The following is an 18,030-nucleotide window of genomic DNA, read 5'->3' as shown; positions in this document are numbered from 1 at the left end:
CTCCATTCTGGTCTTCCATGTGGTTCGGGCTGGCCAGCGGACCGTTCGGCGGTCGCGAGCTCGTGGCCGTGGGGCTGAGCTTCCGCAGTGACGTGGGTTGTAAGGTGCTGGCGGCGCTATTGCTTGGGCCAGACACGGACGCGGAAACGTTCGATGCCGGTGGGTAGTTCGTCGGCGAACCACGGGGGTTTCCCGTACAGCGCGCGGATTTGGCGTCTGCCGGTGGCGTGCACGTCGACGGTGTATGTTCCCGGCGCTCCGATGGGCATGAACGGGGTCAGCATCTTCTCGTCGAAGATGCTGATACCCAGCGTGCCGCTGGTGGAGTGCAGTTCAGCGTGTCCGTGGGCTTCCCATTCGCCGGTGTCCGTCGGTGCGGGACCGTCCCAGGCCTCGACCGTGACGTGTGGGCGGTGACCAGTGCTGATTTCGCTGAACAACTGGATCTGTTCGGTGCCGGCCCAGCAGAGCACGACGGCGTTGGTGTCGGGATGGCCGAAGGAGTCGAAGTCGCCGCCGATGATGGTGATCATGCAGTGGTCGGGGGTTGGTGTGGCGTCGATGCTGCCCAGCAGGGTCGCCACCGCACCTCCCGAAGGATGTCTCTAGGGATTCGGTGTGGGCCTGCCACGTAGAGGACGGGGCTGACCCACACCGAACGTTAGCGGACGGCCGGAGGTCAGTGGTGGATCTGCACCGCTCCGGCGGTTACGGGTAGGGGTTGGAAACGGTCGACGTCGTAGTCGGCGCCGCGCCGGTTGTCGTAGGTGATCGTGTTACCGGGGATTGTTCCGCTGCTGGTGGGCCAGAGAACTGCTCGCATCCGGTCGGGGCCGGGCTGGCAGTTCGGGCCGGCGGCGGGGCAGCCCCGGTAGCCGTACACGACGAATCCGACGTTGTCCCCGGTGGTGGTCGTGCTGGTGCCCTTGGCGGCGACCTTGCCGTCGGGGGTGACCACCAGCCATTCCAGCCGGGAGGTGGGCTCCATGCGGATCACCTCGGGGATCCACAGTTTGGCCTCGCCGGTGGGCGGGCCGGTCTGGGTGTAGTAGCGGGCGGTCAGGTGCGCCCACGTCCACGCGGTCGTGGGGGTGCCGTTCAACGCGCCGGCTGGTGTCTCGGTGGCGGCGTCGACGTTCGTCCAGCCGCCGTCCGGGTCGTAGACCACGATCATGACGGTGGCGGCGTCGCTGCCGCCGTCGTCGTCGGTGACGGTCACGTCGAGGGTGTACATGCCGGCGTGAGCGAAGCTGCGCCGCAGGGTGCAGGTGTGTGCGTTGGCCGCGGCGGTGCCGGTGGTGCCGTCGTCCCAGTTCACCGCACAGGTGTGGGTGTCGTTGCTGCCCGGGTCGGTGAAGGTGGCGGTGACGGTCACCGGGGTGCGGGCCTTGAACAGCTGCCACGGATCGGGGCCGGTCACGGTGACCTGCGGGGCGACGTTGTGCACGGTCACCACGGCGGTGTCGGACACCGGCGCGTTGAACCCGTCGTCGGCGGTCAGGGTGACCGTGAACGTGCCGTCGTCGGTGCAGCTGATCGAGGTCTGCGGGTCATGGGCGTCGGTGAACTGGCAGGTCGCGCCGGCATCGACGTTGTCGCCGGCGGTGTAGGTCCACCTCACCGACGGGGTGGACTCCCGGTCGCGGGCCGAACCGTGCAGGGTGATCGCAGAGCCTTCGTCACCGGTGACGTTGGGGCCGGCGTCGACCACGGGTGCCTGATCGATCTCGCCGATTCCGCCGCCGGTGCCGTCGGAGGACTCGATGATCTCGACGAAGAACAGGTCGACCCACTCCCCCGGTGGCTTGTTCTCCGAGTACAGGATCCGATCGTCGCGGTAGAAGTCCCGCAGGGCGGACCCGGCCCGGCTGTTGTCACCGGTGGGCACCGCCCGCACGGAGAAGTCCCAGTTCGGGTTGGCCGCGCCCTGCTGGGTGCTGGCGAACGGGAACTCGTCGCACTGCTCACCCTCGCCGGGCGGGTTCGGCAGACCAGTGCTGTCGTACGGCGGGAGACGGTCGCACGCCCGGTCCTTCTCCCGCCCGTTGCGGTCGTAAGTCGATCCGTCGCTGGGTATCCGCTCGAGGTAATGGTCCAGTGGTCCGCCGTACCGGCCGGGGATGACCTTGTCACCGTCGGGCTTGAGCGGATACGTGGCGTTCGGATTGGCGAACGCGTCGCGGATGTGTTTCGCCACGGCGTGCACCGGCGTCTGGCTGCCGTCGGCCTCGTACAGCCGGTACTGCAGGTGCGGAATCACGTCGTGGAAGATGCAGGCCCCTACCCGGGTGGGCAGGAAGTACGTGCCCGAGTCGCAGCGGACCCAGTACACGTTGTCGTTGTCGGAGGTGTGGCCGTCCTGAGCCTGGACCTCGAAGTTGAACGCGTGGTACAACGCTTGGTCCTGGAGAGTCGACACCGACTCGTCGGAGGTGAGGTGCCAGGTGACCCACCGGTTGTCGGCGGCCCGTTCGGCCCACAGCGACAGCGGCATCAGATAGGTGCCGCCGCTGACGTCACAGCCAGGAGTGTCGCGGTAGCACTCTAGTTCCAGGCCGAACAGCGACGCGGGGGTGTAGCTGCCGCCGAACGTCACGGACTCCGCCCGCAGGAACATCGTGATGTTCCGCTGGCTGTCGTCGCGGCCGTACCCGACGGCGATGACCGGCATGTACACGAATCCGGTCTGCTTGTTCTGGCTGTCGAAGACGTAGTCGTAGGCGATGTAGCGGGCACACCACATCAGCCGGTTGCGCATGTGTCCCCGTTCGCCGGTCGCCGCCGACGTCGTCTGGCACTCCCGCACCAGGTCCTCGTCGGGCTGATCCGGTGGGCTGAACCGCTCGCGCAGAATCTGCGGACCCGCCGCGGCGGCGACGTCGAAACCCGCCGCGCCCGGCGGTGCCGGCCGGGCGTTGTCCCGTGCCATCTGCTGTGCCTGCTGCACCGTCAGTGGCTCATCGCCGGCGGCGGACCGGCGCGGCGCAGCAGCCTTGCCGGGCTCCGGCAGCGGCGCGTCAGCGGGAACGATGCCCAGGACACGCTGCTCACCCTCGGTGCCCGACGGCACGGCCGCATCGACCTGTCCTGTCGACGGGCCTGCCACCGCTGGCGCGGTCAACGCAGGCCACGCCAGCACCGCGCCGACCGCCAGTATCGCGGCAGCACGGCGCCTACCAACCTTTCCCATTGCGATCCCCGTTTCCCCGTGTAGCCGCCGCGCGAAGGCTCCGCATCACCTCGAGGGGCTGACGAGAAGGCGACGGCGATGCCCTGGCGGGCACCGATGCCGACGGTATGTAACCGAACAGCCTCATCCCAGCTTTCTGTAGAGATAACGACCGATGCTTTGTCGTCGGCCGATGCCCGTCAGTGACGTTTGTTCCGGACGCGGGGTCAGAGCGCTGTCAGTTCGGCACGTGTGCGCCACGTCTGACACAGGCCGGTTGGTAGGTACGGGACCCGACGAGAACGGCGAGCGCCGTCGTTGGGTTCCGTTCGCCGTCGAGCAGCGGGCGACGCCTCTCACGCTTCCCCGGGTGCCGCGCCGTCGTATGCGCTGACACCTCATCGATCACGCCAGCGCCCACAAGGGAGGACAAGCTCCTCCCGGGATGGCATGACATGCCGACCCCGCGCTCGACGGCACCCCACTGTCCGTTCTGGCAATCACCCCGCCCCGGTGCCCCTATTCGGTGACCGGCGGTGGGGTGGGAGGTGACCACCATGCTTCTCATCCGTACCCGACCGGGCGCGCGTCGCCCGGTGATCAGCCGTATCGCCCGCGCCGCCACCGCTGTCGGCGTCGCCGTCGTGGTCCTCGCCGCGCCGGGCGCCGCGCACGCCGACGCGGGCGAGCTCACCCATCTGGCGGCGAACAGCCTGCCGGTCGTCATCACCAACCTCCGCAATCTGATCATGGGATTGCTGGCCGGGATCGCCACCCTGTTCCTGGTTCTCGCGGGGGTCTACTGGGCCACCGCGGGCGGTGACCCCGGCCAGGTCGACAAGGCCAAGAGCGCGCTGCGCAACGCCCTGGTCGGCTACGGCTTGGCAGTGCTGGCCCCGGTCCTGCTGCAGCTGATGCGCGGCGTCGTCGGGGGGTGAGCCGTGAGCTGGATGATGGGCCCGATCCTCGACCAGGTCGTCGAGTGGCTGATCGAGGCGGTCCTGGCCTGCCTCAACGCGGTGTTCGGTCTGATCACCAATATGCTGCTCACGACCCCGCAGGTCACGGCGCTGCCTCAGGTGCAGGCCCTGACCGGCCGGTCGATCTGGATCGTCGACACCGTGTTCGTTCTGGTGTTCGTCGCCGCCGGCGTCATGGTCATGGCGTCCGGCGGCAACGAGCAGTCCCGCTACACCGTGAAGGACCTCGCCCCGCGGCTGGTCGTCGGGTTCGTCACCGCGCATTTCTCCCAGCTGCTCTGCGGGCAGCTGATCACTGTCGCCAACGCCCTGACCGGGGCGATCAGCGAGGGCACCTACGACGGGGACAGCACGTTCGCCGCGGTACGCCGGCACGTCGACGCCGGGCGGGACGCGACCGCGTCGCTGCTGTTCCTCATCCTCGTGCTGGTCATCACGGTACTGATCGTGATGACGGCGTTCCAGCTCATCGGCCGATTCATCGCCCTGCTGGTGATGACCGCGATCGCCCCGTTGGCGTTGGCCTGCCATGCCGTGCCCGCCCTGGAGGGCATCGCCCGGATGTGGTGGCGCGCCTACGGCGGTTGCCTGGCGATCCCGACCGCGCAGGCGTTCACCCTCACCGCCGGACAGTGGATGCTGCTCGACGCAGCTCATCTGCTGCCCGTCCTGGGACTGCCGGTCGATCCCGGGGGTGTGCTGAACCTGTTCATCGTGATCGTCCTGCTGTGGACCACGGTGAAGATTCCGGCGTTGGTCGGTCGGTGGGCCAGCCAGGGCGGACGCGGCCCGACCGCGTTCCTCGGCACTGTCGTGCGGGTCGTGGTCGTGCAGCAGCTCGCCCGCAGCATTCCCGGCCTGTCCGCCATCAGAACGCTCAGGAGATGACCCGACGACGGCAGTGGTTGGTGTGGTTCCGGTGGTGTCCTATGGGGTGGTGCTGAGGACCCGAAGCGCTCCCTCGGTCAGGATGTAGCTCGCCTTGACCGCCGCTGGGACGTGAGGTGCGTCCAACAATGCGGGGTTGTGGTCAGGTTCCCATCCGACGATGTCAGTCGCGATGCTCAAGGCCTGATCGTCCTGGGAACGCACGAGGGCGTGCGCCAGGTTCAGGTAGGCGCCTGGTTGCGTCCCGTCGAACTGTGCGGCCATGTCGGCGATGTGCTCGGCGATGGGGTGGGCGTGGTGGGGGTACAGCGCGGTCAGGCATGCCAACGCGTAGCGGATAGCGGCGGGTTCGCTGTCCCACCGGGCCAGTAGCACGGGAAGCTGCGCACCCACGGTGTAGTGCACCTGCCGGACCATCTCGTCAACCGTGGGCGGGCGGTGCTCGACGGCGGCGCGGTCTGCGTCGACGAGGAGACCCTCGGCCCGCCGGCCGGCCGCGATGAGCAGCCACACGTGCAGGTCGAGCCGCTGCTTGGCCGGCAGCGCCCCGGAGACGATCATGCGGGTCAGGAACGGCAGCGCCGGCGCGGTCGCCGTGTAGCAGGTTCCCTGGTGCAGCAGGTCGTCGCCGAACAGTTCGTCGAGGGTTGACTCCCAGTCGCCGTAGGGATCCGCCAGGGCCCGCACCAGGTCGGGGACATCATCGGCGGGCCCGTGGACGTGCTCCAGATCCGCCCAGGCGATCTCATCCAACCCGGACAGGTCGATCGGCACGTCCCGAACCTGGTCGGGTGCGAGCGTCAGGCTGGCGGGTGGCGGCGCCTCACCGATGACAATGTCGGGCACCGGCGGCCGGGCGCCGGGGTTGGTGTGCTCGATCGGGGCGCCCGTCGGCCGGATCCGCTCGAGCAGCGACGGGTCGCAGCGGCTGCCGCCGTCGGGATAGCCGCCGTGCCGGCGGGCCACCGCGGCAGCCTGCCTCCCGACCGCGTCGATACTCCGGTGCCCGGCGGCGTCCGGCGGGTAGGGGCCCTCGTCGAAGGCCATCACGGCCCACCCTGCCGCTTGGCGGGCCGGTCTGGCCGTGACCAGGGCAAAGCCGTACGCAGCCAGGTCCTCTGCCAGCGCCCGCGCCTGCTCCTCGCCCGGCACCACGAACGCGTGAGTGCCAGCCACCGCAGACCAACCAGTCATCGCCTCGGGTCCTTCCACGACCGTCGCCACCGGCGAGCGCCCACTGCTCGGGCAACGGAATGCCCGTCGCCGTCCGTCAACCCCACACATCCAGGTCCGGGCATTGGTGCCGCGCTACCAGCATCACCGCCGGACCACCCACCAAAGAAGGTGAGTGATCATCAAATGAGTACGAAGAGTAGCGTCACCGAGGAGGAGCCCTTCCGGGCGCGGGTTCCCGCCGACGTCGACGCGCCGGACAAGGTCGCCTACGGGCTGACCTGGCGGCAGCTGGCCATCCTCGCGGTAGCCGGGCTGCTGTTCTACAGCGCCGGTAGCGGCCTGCGGGCCGTGCTGCCGCTAGAGGTCATCGTCGTCGCCGGCGTGGTCGTCGGCGGTGTCGTGGTCGGCCTGGTCCTCGGTCGCCGTGACGGACTGCCGATGGACGTGTGGCTGATCCACGCGGCGCGGCACTCCCGCAGCCCGAAAGGTCTCGCGCCGGCAGGGGAAGCCGCGGCCGTAGTGCCCGAGTGGGTGCAGCCGCCGACGGCACGTGTGCCGCTGCCGGCTCCGCTGCGGCTGCCCGCGACCGCGATCGACGACGGCGGTGAGATCACCGTGGGCGGTGACCGGGCGGCGATCGTCGCCGCCGGGACCGTCAACCTGACGCTGCGCACCGCCGACGAGCAGGCCGCCCTCATCGACGGGTTCGGTCGGTGGCTCAACAGCCTGTCCGCGCCGACGCAGGTTCTCGTGTCCGCGCAGCCGGTCGACCTGGCCTCCCACGCCCGGGCGGTGGCCGACGCCGCCCGCACGCAGCCGCACCCCGCGCTGGAGGCCGCGTGCGCCGACCATGCCGCGTTCCTCGCCGACCTGGCGCAGCGGCGGGATCCGCTGCGCCGCCAGGTCCTCGTGGCCACCCGCACCGCCGGCGGCGACCAGGGTGCGCGTCGCCGTGGTGACGACACCGTCCGCGCGTTGTCCGGGCTCGGGGTGGCCGCCCGCGTCCTCGACGGGTCGGCGGCCACCGCGGCGCTCGCCGCTGCCGCCGACCCCTACCGGCCGCCGCGCCCGGGTGGCCTGGCTGCCCCGGACACGGTCATCACCGTCACCGCCCCCCACACGTCCGCTGGAAGGAGAACCCGGTGATCGGCATTCGACGACTCCGCGCCCACACGACTGCGGCCGGCGAGGACTCGGCCGGTCTGGCCGGCGCGGTCGGACCCGCCTCGGTCGAGGTGACACCGCGGTGGCTGCGCGTCGGGGACGGCTACACCGCCACCCTCGTGGTCACCGGCTACCCGGCCGAGGTCGGACCCGCATGGCTGGAGCCGCTGCTGTCCTACCCCGGCCGGGTCGACGTCGCCCTGCACATCGACCCGCTGCCCGCGCCGGTCGCCGCCGCCCGGCTGCGCAAGCAACGCGCCCGGCTGGAGTCCTCGCGGCGTCTCGCCGCCGACCGGGGCGCGCTCGCCGACCCATACACCGAGGCCGCCGCCGCCGATGCCACCGACCTGGCCGACCGGCTCGCCCGCGGCGCGGCGAAGCTGTTCCGCGTCGGCGTGTACGTCACCGTGCACGCCCGCACCGAGGACGAACTGGTCCAGGCGTGTGCCCGGGTCAAGGCCGCCGCCGCGTCCACCCTGCTGGAGGTGCAGCCGGCCACCTGGCGGCAGCTCGCCGGCTGGACCACCACCCTGCCGCTGGCCTGCGACGGGCTGCGGATGCCCCGCACCATGGACACCGACGCGCTCGCCGCCGCGTTCCCCCTGGCCTCCCCCGACCTGCCGGCACCGCTACCCGGTGACCCGGCGCCCACCGGCGGGGTCCTCTACGGCATCAACCCGACCGGCACCGGAGTCGTCTGGTGGGACCGCTTCGCCCAGGACAACTACAACGCCGTGGTGCTGGCCCGATCCGGCGCCGGGAAAAGCTACTTCGTCAAACTGGAAACGCTGCGGCACCTGTACGCAGGCGTCCACGTGTCGATCATCGACCCGGAAGACGAGTACCTGCGCCTGGCGGACACCGTCGGCGGCACGATCGTGCGGCTCGGCGCCCCTGGTGTGCGGATCAACCCCCTCGACCTGCCCGCCGGCGACACCCGTCCCGACGTGCTCACCCGCCGCGGACTGTTCCTGCACACCCTCATCGCCGTCCTCGTCGGCGGCCAGCCGCCACCGGCCGAGCGGGCAGCCCTGGACCGTGCCATCCTCGCCGTCTACCGGCAGGCCGGGATCACCGCCGACCCGCGCACCCACCACCGGCCCGCCCCCCTGCTGCGTGACCTGGCCACCACCCTGACCGCGGACACCGACCCCGCCGCCCGGCAGCTCGCCGCCCGGCTCGCACCCTGGATCGACGGCTCGTTCAAAGACCTGTTCGACGGGCCCAGCACCACCCGACCCGACGGCCACCTGGTCGTCTGGTCGCTGCGGCAGCTGCCCGACGAGCTGCGCGGCGTCGGTACCCTGCTCGCCCTCGACGCGATCTGGCGGCAGGTCGACACCCCACCCGCCAGCAGCCCTCCACCGCGGCGGATCGTCGTGGTCGACGAGGCATGGCTGCTCATGCGCGACGGCGAAGGCGCCAAGTTCCTGTTCCGCCTGTCCAAAGCCGGCCGTAAACGCCACACCGGACTGACCGTGGTCACCCAGGACGCCGCCGACGTGCTCGGCACCGACCTCGGCCACGCCGTCGTCGCTAACGCCGCCACCCAGATCCTGCTGCGCCAGGCCCCACAGGCCATCGACGCCGTCGGTGACGCCTTCGGTCTGACCGCCGGTGAACGACGCCTGCTCCTCACCGCCGACCGGGGTCAAGGCCTGCTGATCAGCGGCACCAACCGCACCGCGTTCGAGGCGATCTCCAGCGACACCGAGCATGCCCTGGCCACCACCCACCCCCTCGACCTGGTCGACACCGACCGCGTCTAGACCCCGCTCACCGACACGGCAGGCGGACGGCGCCGCATCCCAGCACGGGTGCGGCGCCGTCCGCCTGCCGTTCGCCTCCCCCGCGAAGGACACCCGCATGGCAACCCATTGGCTTTCCCTGTCACCATCCACTGTCGATCCGAATCCCGATCCGACGATCCCTGCTCCACCTGTCACCGGCTGGGTGCTGCAGGCAGCGCACTGGGCCATCGAGCGGCCCTGGCTGCTCGGCGTCGCCGGACTCCTGCTCTGCGCCTGGGTCGCCGGGCGGAACCGTGTCGCCCTCTGGCGACACCGCCACCACGCCGCCGGTGCCCGGCTGGTCACCATCGCCCCACCACCTGAGGTCGACCAGCACGGCGCCGCCGCCCTGTGGGCGAACCTGGCCGGCATCCTCACCCCGTCCCGCCGTCGGCGGCTGCTCTACGGCATCCCGCACATCGTCTGGCAGTACACCTGGACCGGACGGCGACTGGTGATCTCGGTGTGGGTGCCCGGCACCGTCCCGAGCGGGGCGGTCGAAGCCGCCGTCCGCGCGGCGTGGCCCGCCGCGGCCACCACCACCACACCCGCCCCGGACCCGATCCCCACCACCACCGCCACCGCGGCGGTGGGTGGGCATCTGCTGCCCGTGGCCGCGGAGTGGCTACCGCTGGCCGCCGACCACGACGCCGATCCGCTGCGCGCCCTGATGGCCGCCGGCGCCCAACTGCACGCCGATGAGCACGCGTGTGTGCAGATCCTCGCCCGTCCCGCCACAGCCCGCCGCGCCGGGCGGGCACGACAGGCCGCCGGCCGCCTGCGGCAGGGCACCAGCGGCGTGCCATCGGTGAACCTCGCCGGACCGCTGACCGAGCTGATCGGCATCTTCCTGCCCGGCAACGCCCGCTCCCCCGCCAGCGCGGCGCCGGTCGGCCGCCGCGATCCGACGGTGGAGAGGGATGTCCGGGCGATCCTGGACAAGACGTCCCACCAACTGTGGGAAACCGGCATCCGCTACGCGGTCGCCGCCCGCCCGTTGCGGGACGGCACGCTGCCACATCACCGGCTGCGAGGGATCGCCGACGCGGTCGCGTCGACGTTCGCCGTCTACGCCGGCCGCAACCGCCTCGCCCACCGAACCCGCATGCGCCACCCCGTCCACATAATCACTACGCGGCGCCTCGGACCGGGGTTTCTCACCTCGACGCCGGAGCTCGCCGCGATGGCGGGTCTGCCGCGTGACCTCGCCGTGCCCGGACTGGACCGTGCCCGCGCCAAGTCCATGCCAGCCCCGGTCGCCGTGCCCGGGGGTGGGCGGGGCCGCAAGGTGCTCGGTGACGCCGAGGTCGGCGGGCATGCCGTCGCCCTGTCGGTACCGGACGCCCGCTACCACACCCACCTGGTCGGTCAGACCGGCTCGGGTAAGACCACCCTGCTGGTCAACCTGATCGTCGACGACATTCGGGCCGGCCGCGGCACGGTCGTGCTGGACCCGCACGGCGATCTCGTCCTCGACGTCCTCGACCGGATTCCCGCCACCGTGGCCGACCGGGTGGTGCTGTTCGATCCCGCCCAACCCAACCCGCCGGCGATGAACCCCCTCGAAGGCGACGACCATGACCTGGTCGTCGACAACCTCGTGTCCATCTTCGGGTCGATCTTCTCCAAAGCCTGGGGGCCCCGGATGGACGACGTGATGCGGGTGTCGTGCCTGACCCTGCTACGGCACGCCAACGTCACCCTCCAACACATCCCGCCCCTGCTCACCAGCGCCCAGTTCCGGTCGGCGATGACCGTCGACCTGGACGACCCGGACGGGCTGCACGGCTTCTGGCAGTGGTACGACGACCTGTCCCCCGCGCTGCGCTCACAGATCATCGGCCCCGTCCTGGCCCGGCTCCGCGCCTTCCTGCTGCGCGACTTCGTCCGCACCACGATGCGCTACCCCCGGTCCAGCTTCGACATGTCGACAATCCTCGACGGTGGGGTGCTGCTGGTCCGCATCCCCAAAGGCGAGCTGGGCGAGGACACCAGCCGACTGCTCGGCTCGCTGATCCTGGCCCGGGTCTGGCAGGCCGCCACCGCCCGCGCCAGCATCCCCGCCGAGCGGCGCAGGGACTGCGCGATCTACCTCGACGAAGCGCAGAACTTCTTGACCTTGGCCGCGAGTCTGGACACGATGCTGGCCGAGGCCCGCAAGTACCGCCTCGCGATGACCCTCGCCCACCAGGACCTCGCCCAGTTCCCCCGCGAGCTGCTCGCCGCCGTGTCCGCGAACGCCCGCAACAAGATCTACTTCAGTGTCGCGCCGGAAGACGCCCGCGTGCTGGCCCGGCACACGCTGCCCGAGCTGGACGAGCACGACCTGGCCCACCTCGACGCGTACACCGCCGTCGGGCGGCTGGTCGTCGACGGCCGGCAGACCCCGGCGTTCACCCTGCGGACCCGCCCGCCGCTGCCGGTCATCGGCGAGGCCACCGCCATCCGCCAACAGGTCGCCACCGCGATGCCCGCCCAGGACCCGTCCGCGATCGACGCCCTGGTCAAACGGCACAGCCAGCGACCCGACGACCGGCGCCGCAGGCCCGCCAAGAACTCGCCCTGACCAGTCCTGTCACCCCGGCCGGTGCCGGCTTCCGTGCCGGGATCCCCGACGGGATCCACCGCCCCTTCCACCCCTCACCGACGACACCGGCTGACAGAACCCGTGACCGCGCTGTTCGTGCCGCACCGCAGCCTGCCGGCTGGCCGGTGTCGTCGGGGCTCACTCAGACACCCTCCGAAAGGAGGGCCCACTCCCCCTAGGAGCACCTGCCCGTGTCCGGTCGTCTTCCGCCTCGCGCCGCCTCGTCCGACCCCTACCGGCACACCCGCCGGCTCACCCCCCGGGACCGGCTGCTGCTGTCCTGGCTCGCCGAGCACTACCTGCTGTCCACCCGCCAGATCACCAAAGCCCTGTTCCCGTCCGACCGTAGCGCCCGACTGCGGCTGACCCTGCTGCACCGCATCACCGCCGTCGACCGGTTCGTCGACACCAGCGCCGCCGACTCCACCCAATACCTGTACGCGCTCGGACCCCTCGGGCTGCGCCTGCACCGCGACGCCTACCACGACCCCGACAACCCCACCGCGAAGGCGCCCCGCAGCAGCCGTAGCCGGGCCGACCGCATCCTCGGCAGCCGCAAACTGCGCCACCTCCTCGGCGTCAACGACTTCTTCACCGACCTGATCGCCCACACCCGCACCCACCCCCACGCCCGCCTGCACCGATGGTGGTCCGAACAACACACCACCAACGCCTACGGCGCCGCCGGAATCCAACCCGACGGCCACGGCATCTGGACCGTCGACGACACCACCGTCGGGTTCTTCCTCGAACACGACAACGGCACCGAACCCCTCGGACGAGTCCTGGCCAAACTGCGCGCCTACCAACGAGTCACCGAATTCGGCCCCCGCTACCCCGTCCTGTTCCGGCTGCCCAGCCGGGCCCGCGAACGCCACCTCCTCGACGCGCTCGCCGGCATCCCCACGCCGATGCCGATCGCCACCGCCGTGCACGGCGCCGACCCCGCCGGACGTGTCTGGACTCTCACCAGCGACCCTGCCCGGTTGCGGCACCTGCACGAACTTCCCAGCGACCACGGCCCGCACGCGGCCACGAACCCGAACCGGTTCACTGCCTGCGATGCGGAGACGCCCAGGCCGCCGTGACTACCCGCCGAAGGTGACGCAACTCAGCGACGGTGAGAACACGGCGTTGGTCGCGCTTGGCCTCGCTGTTCATGAGGTACTTGCGCCCGAGAATCCCGAGACACCGGTCGGACTACAGCAGTTTCGCCTACGCGACATCGGCTGCCTCGTCGCCGCGGGACACTTGGCGCGGCGGATTACCGTAGCGGCTGCGGATCAGCCGGAATACGTGTCATCACCTCCTGGAGGGCTGCGATGTCGGGGATCGAACTCATCGCCGCGGCGTTGGCCGCCGGGGCCCTCGCTGGCACCACGGGGGTGGCTGGCGACGCGGTGCGGGAAACCTATGCCGCACTGAAAGGCCTGCTACGCGCCCGACTTACCAGCCGGCCGGGGGCGCAGCAGGCGCTCGAGGTGCCCGAGCCCGACCCGGACCGCTGGGTCGCCGCGATCGGCGACGATCTCACTGCAGTCGGAGCTGACCAGGACGAAGACGTGCTCGACGCGGCTCGGACATTGCTGGATGTGACCCGGCCACCCGGTCACCAGCAGGTGTACATCTACGACAGCAAGGGTGTCGTCGTCGGCGACGGCAACACGAACAACTTCACATTCAACGGCTAGCCACGTCATCTGACCCGGATCGGATTGATCCGTGTGGTGCGGTTCCAGGTCACCGTCGGGTCGATCCCGACCGCCACTCCGAAGCCATGCTTGATGGTCAATGTGCTCACTCGCCCGCGGACCTGAGGCGGGGGCATTCGGGCAGCCCAGGCGGCAACCTCTTCCTCGGAGATCAGTCGACTTATGTCGATTGCCCGCACCGCTTGTGCCACGGTGGTCGGCAGCCGGCGGCGGGCCTCCTCCGCGGCCTCTGCATTCTCCGGCGAGTCGTCGCGACACAGCGCCAGGTCGGCTCGCACCCGCGGGTGGCGCAGCAGCGGCACGAGATCTACCTCGCAGGACGTCATCCGGTGGACGTAGGTCAGGTTCACCTTGTTGCGGTCGCCGACAGTGATCCCGGTGCAGTTCCAGATATTGGTTAGGAATCCGTGGTGCAGTGATGTCTCGACCACCCCGCCTGCAACTGGTCGGTGGCCGGACGTGCGGGCGGGGTTGTAGCGCCAGGCCGACCAGTTGAAGACCGGTTCTCCGTCGTCCATGTCGATCAGTTCGGCTACTTCGATGATCGGGCTGTCCACCACGCATCGGTGTTCAACGTTGAGCCGGTTGTGGGCACCCCACATCACGCCCACCGAGTCGCGAATCGTCACCTCCGACACCGGTCCAGCTGGCATCCGCCCGTCGATGTGGCCGCGCGCATCGGGAGCGACCACTGCTTCCGGCTGCAGTCGTGCGGCCTTGGTGGCGAGTGCGTCGAGAGCCGCCATCCATTCGTGGAAGCCGTTCCCGCCGTCTGGCGCTGATCTGAGCTCGAGAACCTCGGCCAGCAGATGGCTGACCGTGTGTAGGCATGTGGCGGGGTCGGCCAACCGCAACGCGTCCAGTTCCTCGACAAGATCGGGGTTGGCGCGAACCACTGGCAGGCTTCGCACGCGGTCGACCAGGTCCGCGACTTGCGAGGTCCGCTGCTCCACAAGCCGATGCCACTGCGTGGTGAGGTCCAGCTCAGCGACGAGGTCGGAGATGGGCTCCCGCAGCGCCGTGTCCCCCAAGGCCGGAGACGGATGCTCACCGTGAACTCGTTGAATCTGGGTGAGACGTTCCGGCCGATGTGTCGACGCGGCTTGGTCGGGCCTATCCGTGTCCGGCAAGGGACTGAGGTCCGATTCATCGACGTCGGCCGCAGCCAGCTCCTTCTCCGAGGCGAGCGCAGCTCGGTGGTCTGCCCACCGTGGGTCGTCTGATCGGACATCGCGGTCGGCCTGTGCCGGCTCGGTCTCCGCACTGGGGACTTCATAGTCGCTGGCAACAAGGTCGGGGCGCGCCAGCGGCGCATCCGTTGCGACCCCGGCCTGCTGATCTGTAAGCCCTGGACCCCGGTCATAACCGGTACGACTGGGGTGAATATCAGGAAGGCCGTTGTCCTGCTCTGGCCGCCAGATGTGAGCGGTGGTCAGGTCGCGGCCGTGGGATCGGTTCGAAGGTTCGAGGTCAGACGCGTCGCCCGACCTACTGGGCGCCGTCTGCGGGACTTCCGATTCCCTGCCCGCAGAGGCCGGAAGTGGACCACTGTAGAGCTCGATTTCCGCCGAATCTCGCACCGTGACATCAGCGGAAACAACGCGGGGCAGATCCGGCACTCCCCCCACACTGACGCGCCGTACGAGACTGCCGCCGTTGGCAGTCCCGTCCTCGTCGCGCTCTGGCCGCCAAACATCAACGGCCATCACGCGGGGCTCGTCAACCCGGCCCGTAGCTTCGCGGTCGCCAGGCAGGTCGTTCGGTCGGCTGGTGGCCACCTCCGGCAGGTTGTCGGTGGCACCCCTGGACCGATCGGGATGCGCGTCAACCACGTCGTTCTCGCCAGTCCCGCCCTCTGGTCCGAGGCCCTCGTCTGAGCGTTGGTCCAATACGTCGGCGGTCAAGGCACGAAGCGACGGGCGTCGCCGGTCAGGTGCCGTCATACCCCCGAGCCCCAACTCCGAGTGGTCATCCGGTGACTCGTCGGGGGCCAGGTGGCCTTGCCGCAGGAGGGGAAGGCTGCTTGCCCTAGTAGCACTACGCTGGAACAACTGTCTCGGGTCGATGTCATCAAGAAGTGGCGTGAGCGGGGCCACCTCAAGACGCTTGGGCGGTTCGGGAAGCCTGGGCGTTTCGAGGTCATCGGGCGTTTCGGGAGAACTAGAGAATTCCATCGCGACCACACCCTCACGTATCGATGTGCGTGCGAATCTTGACGCTAGCGTACGGATGCAGTGGCAGTGCCGCAGCAGATCGGATTGCACACCATGTGAGAGCTCTTCGCCGCCGGATATCCGACTCGGCTGGCTCGATGTCGAGTGTCACCTTAAGCGCGGTGCCCTTGACTCGGACGAGTCGGGTATTGCCCGATCCCACGGAGCGCGGGGGTAAGGCAGACAGCAACCTGGTCGCTGATCGTGGCGGTCGCCGCATCAGCGGGCGCGCCGGATCCAATCATCGTGCCCGGTACGCAGGGCCATCGTGGCCGTGACCAGGGTCTTCGGTAAGGACCGCGCCGCGCCGCCCAGGATCACACCCAGCGCATGCTCACCGATCACCTGCTCCGCCACCTCTGGCAATACCAGGACGACCGCCCTTCTTCTCGTCCACCATCACCGGCGCGTCGGCCTTCGGCTGTGATGACATCGCCGTTCTTACGCCGAGCGGCAGGCACACTCGCCTCAGGTCGTGCAGCCAAAGGTCTGTCGGGCGTACTCCTTTCCTGTCAGATCACGGAATCTGTCAAGAGCCTCTGCCCAGGCCTCTTAAACTGCCGGGCTCTGGCTGACACAACAGGTCAGCAGGCCTCTGCCGATTCTGCGGCTCTCTCCGTGCTGACAGATCGGGCCGCTACGGTTCACGGCACAACAACACCCTCATCTATCTCCACCCGGTCGGTCCCACCCTCGGACCCCGTCGCCGCACCCCGGCCCCTGACGCCCACCCGCCCTCACCGGCCTGGTCGGCCCAGCAGCCCGCGACGACCCCGACGGTCGCACCACCACACCCGCACCACATCCAGCCCACCTATCAGCCGGCGACCACGCATCCAGTGGCCCGGCCACCTCCGCGTGCCCGCAGCACGCCCACCAGCGAGGAGAACCGCATGGCCAAAAAGACGACCCCCGCCCTCACCCCGGTCTCCGTGGCCGTACCGCCGGCAGTCGTCCGCACCATGATCGTCTGCGTGTCCGGGGACCTGTCCCAGGTGCTCGACAGCACCCGGAACCTGCACCGCCACCTCGGCGTGGCGGGCACCAGCTGCCCCCGGTTCTGGGCGTCGCCTGCCCTCTACCCGTGGCAGCGTCGGCAGCTGATCGACCTGCGCACGACCACGGCCGGACCCCGGTACTGCGCCGGAGGGCCCATCCGGCTGCTCGATCTGGCCGGCATGCGTCACGGCGCCTACGTCGGGGCCACCGTGCGCCACGCCCACTGGGCGCGCGTCGTCGCGGGAACGAAGGCCGCCGCGGCGTGGCCGGTGTTCCTGCAGCGGCATCTGTCCGACCCGGAGGCCTACCCGATAGACATGGCGACCGCGGAGTTCCACCGGCTGCCGCGGGTGCAGGCCATGCGGATGCACAACGCCGCCACGTACGGGCCGGGCCGCCTCGACGTGGGAGACCTGGAGATGTTCCAGGCTGGTGCCAGCGCGTACGCCAACTACCACGCCCTGTGGGCGCTGTGTACCGACGCGTTCCTCACCGCTGGCGGCGACCGGCTGCAACCGGCCAGCGCGTACTTCGCCGACCGGATCACCTATCTGGAGCAGGCCGCCCGGCATCTGGACTCCCTCGACGAGGACCAGCGGTTGTTCGCCGTCGACCTGCACCCGTGACCACACGACCAGCCAGATCCGCAGCAGCGGCTGCCGCCCGTCCGACAGCCCGTGCTGCTCAACCCGAGTTCCCCAGTCCTCGAAAGGGTGACCTCGCATGCCCCTGCGACTCTGGTTCGACCTGACGACGGTGCGGCGACTGGCCGACGCCGCGGTTGCTGCCCGCCAGCGGGTCGACCTCGACGGCACCGTCACCGCTGATGTTCCACCGGCGCTGCACCTGATGCGCGACTGCTGTAGCGACCTCGACGACCGCCTCTACCTCGACGGGAACGTCCAGCCGAGCCCGGCCGCGGACGACGCCGCCGCGGAGCCGTTCCACCGCGCGGCCGACGGTCGCCGGTTTATCCACGGCATCACTTGGACCGAATGGCTCGGCGGTCCACCACGCCGGCACGTCCCCGTCCAGGCTCGGATCGTCCTCGATGACGGGAGGCTGCTCGACCTGCTCCGCGCCGGCCACGCCGCCGGCTTCGACATGGTCACCATCGACACCGACCTGCGGCTGGCCGTCGCCCGCCGCCGGCCTCGCACCCGGCGGTCCCGCCGGCCGCCCCGGGCTGGGGCGTCGGAACCCGCCGGGCCCGCGTACGGGCCGCCCTACACCTCTTCCCGGGGCAGACACCTGCGGTGATCGCCGGCGTGGCCGGCCCGCCTCCGGATCTCGCCGGGTCTCCCGCTGCCGCCTGTTGACCGTCTTCTTCGCGGCCTGAGACCCGCCCGCAC

Annotated in this window: 14 protein-coding genes; 9 read left to right on the top strand and 5 right to left on the bottom strand. The window is 70.1% G+C overall.

All coding sequences use genetic code 11. The features are described 5' to 3' along the window. Positions 1 to 116: 116 nt before the first annotated feature. The gene (locus O3597_RS25915; RefSeq protein WP_281602665.1) at positions 117 to 584 is read right to left on the bottom strand and encodes a hypothetical protein; all 468 of its coding nucleotides are present in this window, start codon (positions 582 to 584) and stop codon (positions 117 to 119) included. 95 nt (positions 585 to 679) lie between these two features. Beyond that, complete coding sequence (locus tag O3597_RS25910) at positions 680 to 3,070, bottom strand: PKD domain-containing protein (protein WP_281602664.1); 2,391 nt, start codon at positions 3,068 to 3,070, stop codon at positions 680 to 682. 656 nt (positions 3,071 to 3,726) lie between these two features. On the opposite strand from O3597_RS25910, the gene O3597_RS25905 reads away from it, so the two are divergent. Further along, positions 3,727 to 4,107 carry a pilin gene (locus O3597_RS25905; RefSeq protein WP_281602663.1) on the top strand — a complete coding sequence of 127 codons (381 nt, stop codon included), beginning with the start codon at positions 3,727 to 3,729 and terminating at the stop codon, positions 4,105 to 4,107. Positions 4,108 to 4,122: 15 nt separating this feature from the next. Then, positions 4,123 to 5,037, top strand: a complete 915-nt coding sequence (locus O3597_RS25900; protein ID WP_281604640.1) for a conjugal transfer protein TrbL family protein — start codon at positions 4,123 to 4,125, stop codon at positions 5,035 to 5,037. A 39-nt stretch (positions 5,038 to 5,076) separates the two neighbouring features. Here O3597_RS25900 and O3597_RS25895 read toward each other — a convergent pair whose 3' ends face one another. Next, entirely contained in the window at positions 5,077 to 6,231 is a 1,155-nt protein-coding gene (locus tag O3597_RS25895; RefSeq protein WP_281602662.1) for a hypothetical protein, read from the bottom strand. 165 nt (positions 6,232 to 6,396) lie between these two features. On the opposite strand from O3597_RS25895, the gene O3597_RS25890 reads away from it, so the two are divergent. The 5 genes from O3597_RS25890 to O3597_RS25870 all read left to right on the top strand — a co-directional run bounded on the left by O3597_RS25890 (position 6,397) and on the right by O3597_RS25870 (position 13,445). Then, positions 6,397 to 7,359 carry a PrgI family protein gene (locus O3597_RS25890; RefSeq protein WP_281602661.1) on the top strand — a complete coding sequence of 321 codons (963 nt, stop codon included), beginning with the start codon at positions 6,397 to 6,399 and terminating at the stop codon, positions 7,357 to 7,359. Further along, the gene (locus tag O3597_RS25885; RefSeq protein ID WP_281602660.1) at positions 7,356 to 9,146 is read left to right on the top strand and encodes an SCO6880 family protein; all 1,791 of its coding nucleotides are present in this window, start codon (positions 7,356 to 7,358) and stop codon (positions 9,144 to 9,146) included. Before O3597_RS25890 ends, O3597_RS25885 begins: the two co-directional genes overlap by 4 nt. Positions 9,147 to 9,243: 97 nt before the next feature. After that, a complete protein-coding gene (locus O3597_RS25880) occupies positions 9,244 to 11,733 on the top strand; it encodes a DUF87 domain-containing protein (RefSeq protein ID WP_281602659.1) in 2,490 nt (829 codons plus the stop codon). 212 nt (positions 11,734 to 11,945) lie between these two features. After that, the gene (locus O3597_RS25875) at positions 11,946 to 12,842 is read left to right on the top strand and encodes a replication-relaxation family protein (protein ID WP_281602658.1); all 897 of its coding nucleotides are present in this window, start codon (positions 11,946 to 11,948) and stop codon (positions 12,840 to 12,842) included. A 234-nt stretch (positions 12,843 to 13,076) separates the two neighbouring features. Next, on the top strand, positions 13,077 to 13,445 hold the full coding sequence (locus tag O3597_RS25870; protein WP_281602657.1) for a hypothetical protein: 369 nt from the start codon (positions 13,077 to 13,079) through the stop codon (positions 13,443 to 13,445). Positions 13,446 to 13,450: 5 nt separating this feature from the next. Here O3597_RS25870 and O3597_RS25865 read toward each other — a convergent pair whose 3' ends face one another. Both O3597_RS25865 and O3597_RS25860 read right to left on the bottom strand, forming a co-directional pair. Beyond that, complete coding sequence (locus tag O3597_RS25865) at positions 13,451 to 15,370, bottom strand: hypothetical protein (RefSeq protein WP_281602656.1); 1,920 nt, start codon at positions 15,368 to 15,370, stop codon at positions 13,451 to 13,453. A gap of 528 nt (positions 15,371 to 15,898) precedes the next feature. After that, positions 15,899 to 16,024, bottom strand: a complete 126-nt coding sequence (locus O3597_RS25860; RefSeq protein WP_281602655.1) for a hypothetical protein — start codon at positions 16,022 to 16,024, stop codon at positions 15,899 to 15,901. Positions 16,025 to 16,572: 548 nt separating this feature from the next. Here O3597_RS25860 and O3597_RS25855 point away from each other — a divergent pair. Continuing rightward, entirely contained in the window at positions 16,573 to 17,304 is a 732-nt protein-coding gene (locus O3597_RS25855; RefSeq protein ID WP_281602654.1) for a hypothetical protein, read from the top strand. 97 nt (positions 17,305 to 17,401) lie between these two features. After that, positions 17,402 to 17,938 (top strand): hypothetical protein, encoded by a 537-nt coding sequence (locus O3597_RS25850; protein WP_281602653.1) that lies wholly within the window; start codon positions 17,402 to 17,404, stop codon positions 17,936 to 17,938. The last annotated feature ends 92 nt before the right edge of the window (positions 17,939 to 18,030 follow it).

The sequence above is a fragment of the Verrucosispora sp. WMMA2044 genome (assembly GCF_027497155.1).
Classification (GTDB): Bacteria; Actinomycetota; Actinomycetes; order Mycobacteriales; family Micromonosporaceae; genus Micromonospora; species Micromonospora palythoicola.
The sequence above is the reverse complement of the archived record's forward strand: the minus strand, read 5'-3'. Positions and strand labels throughout refer to the sequence as shown.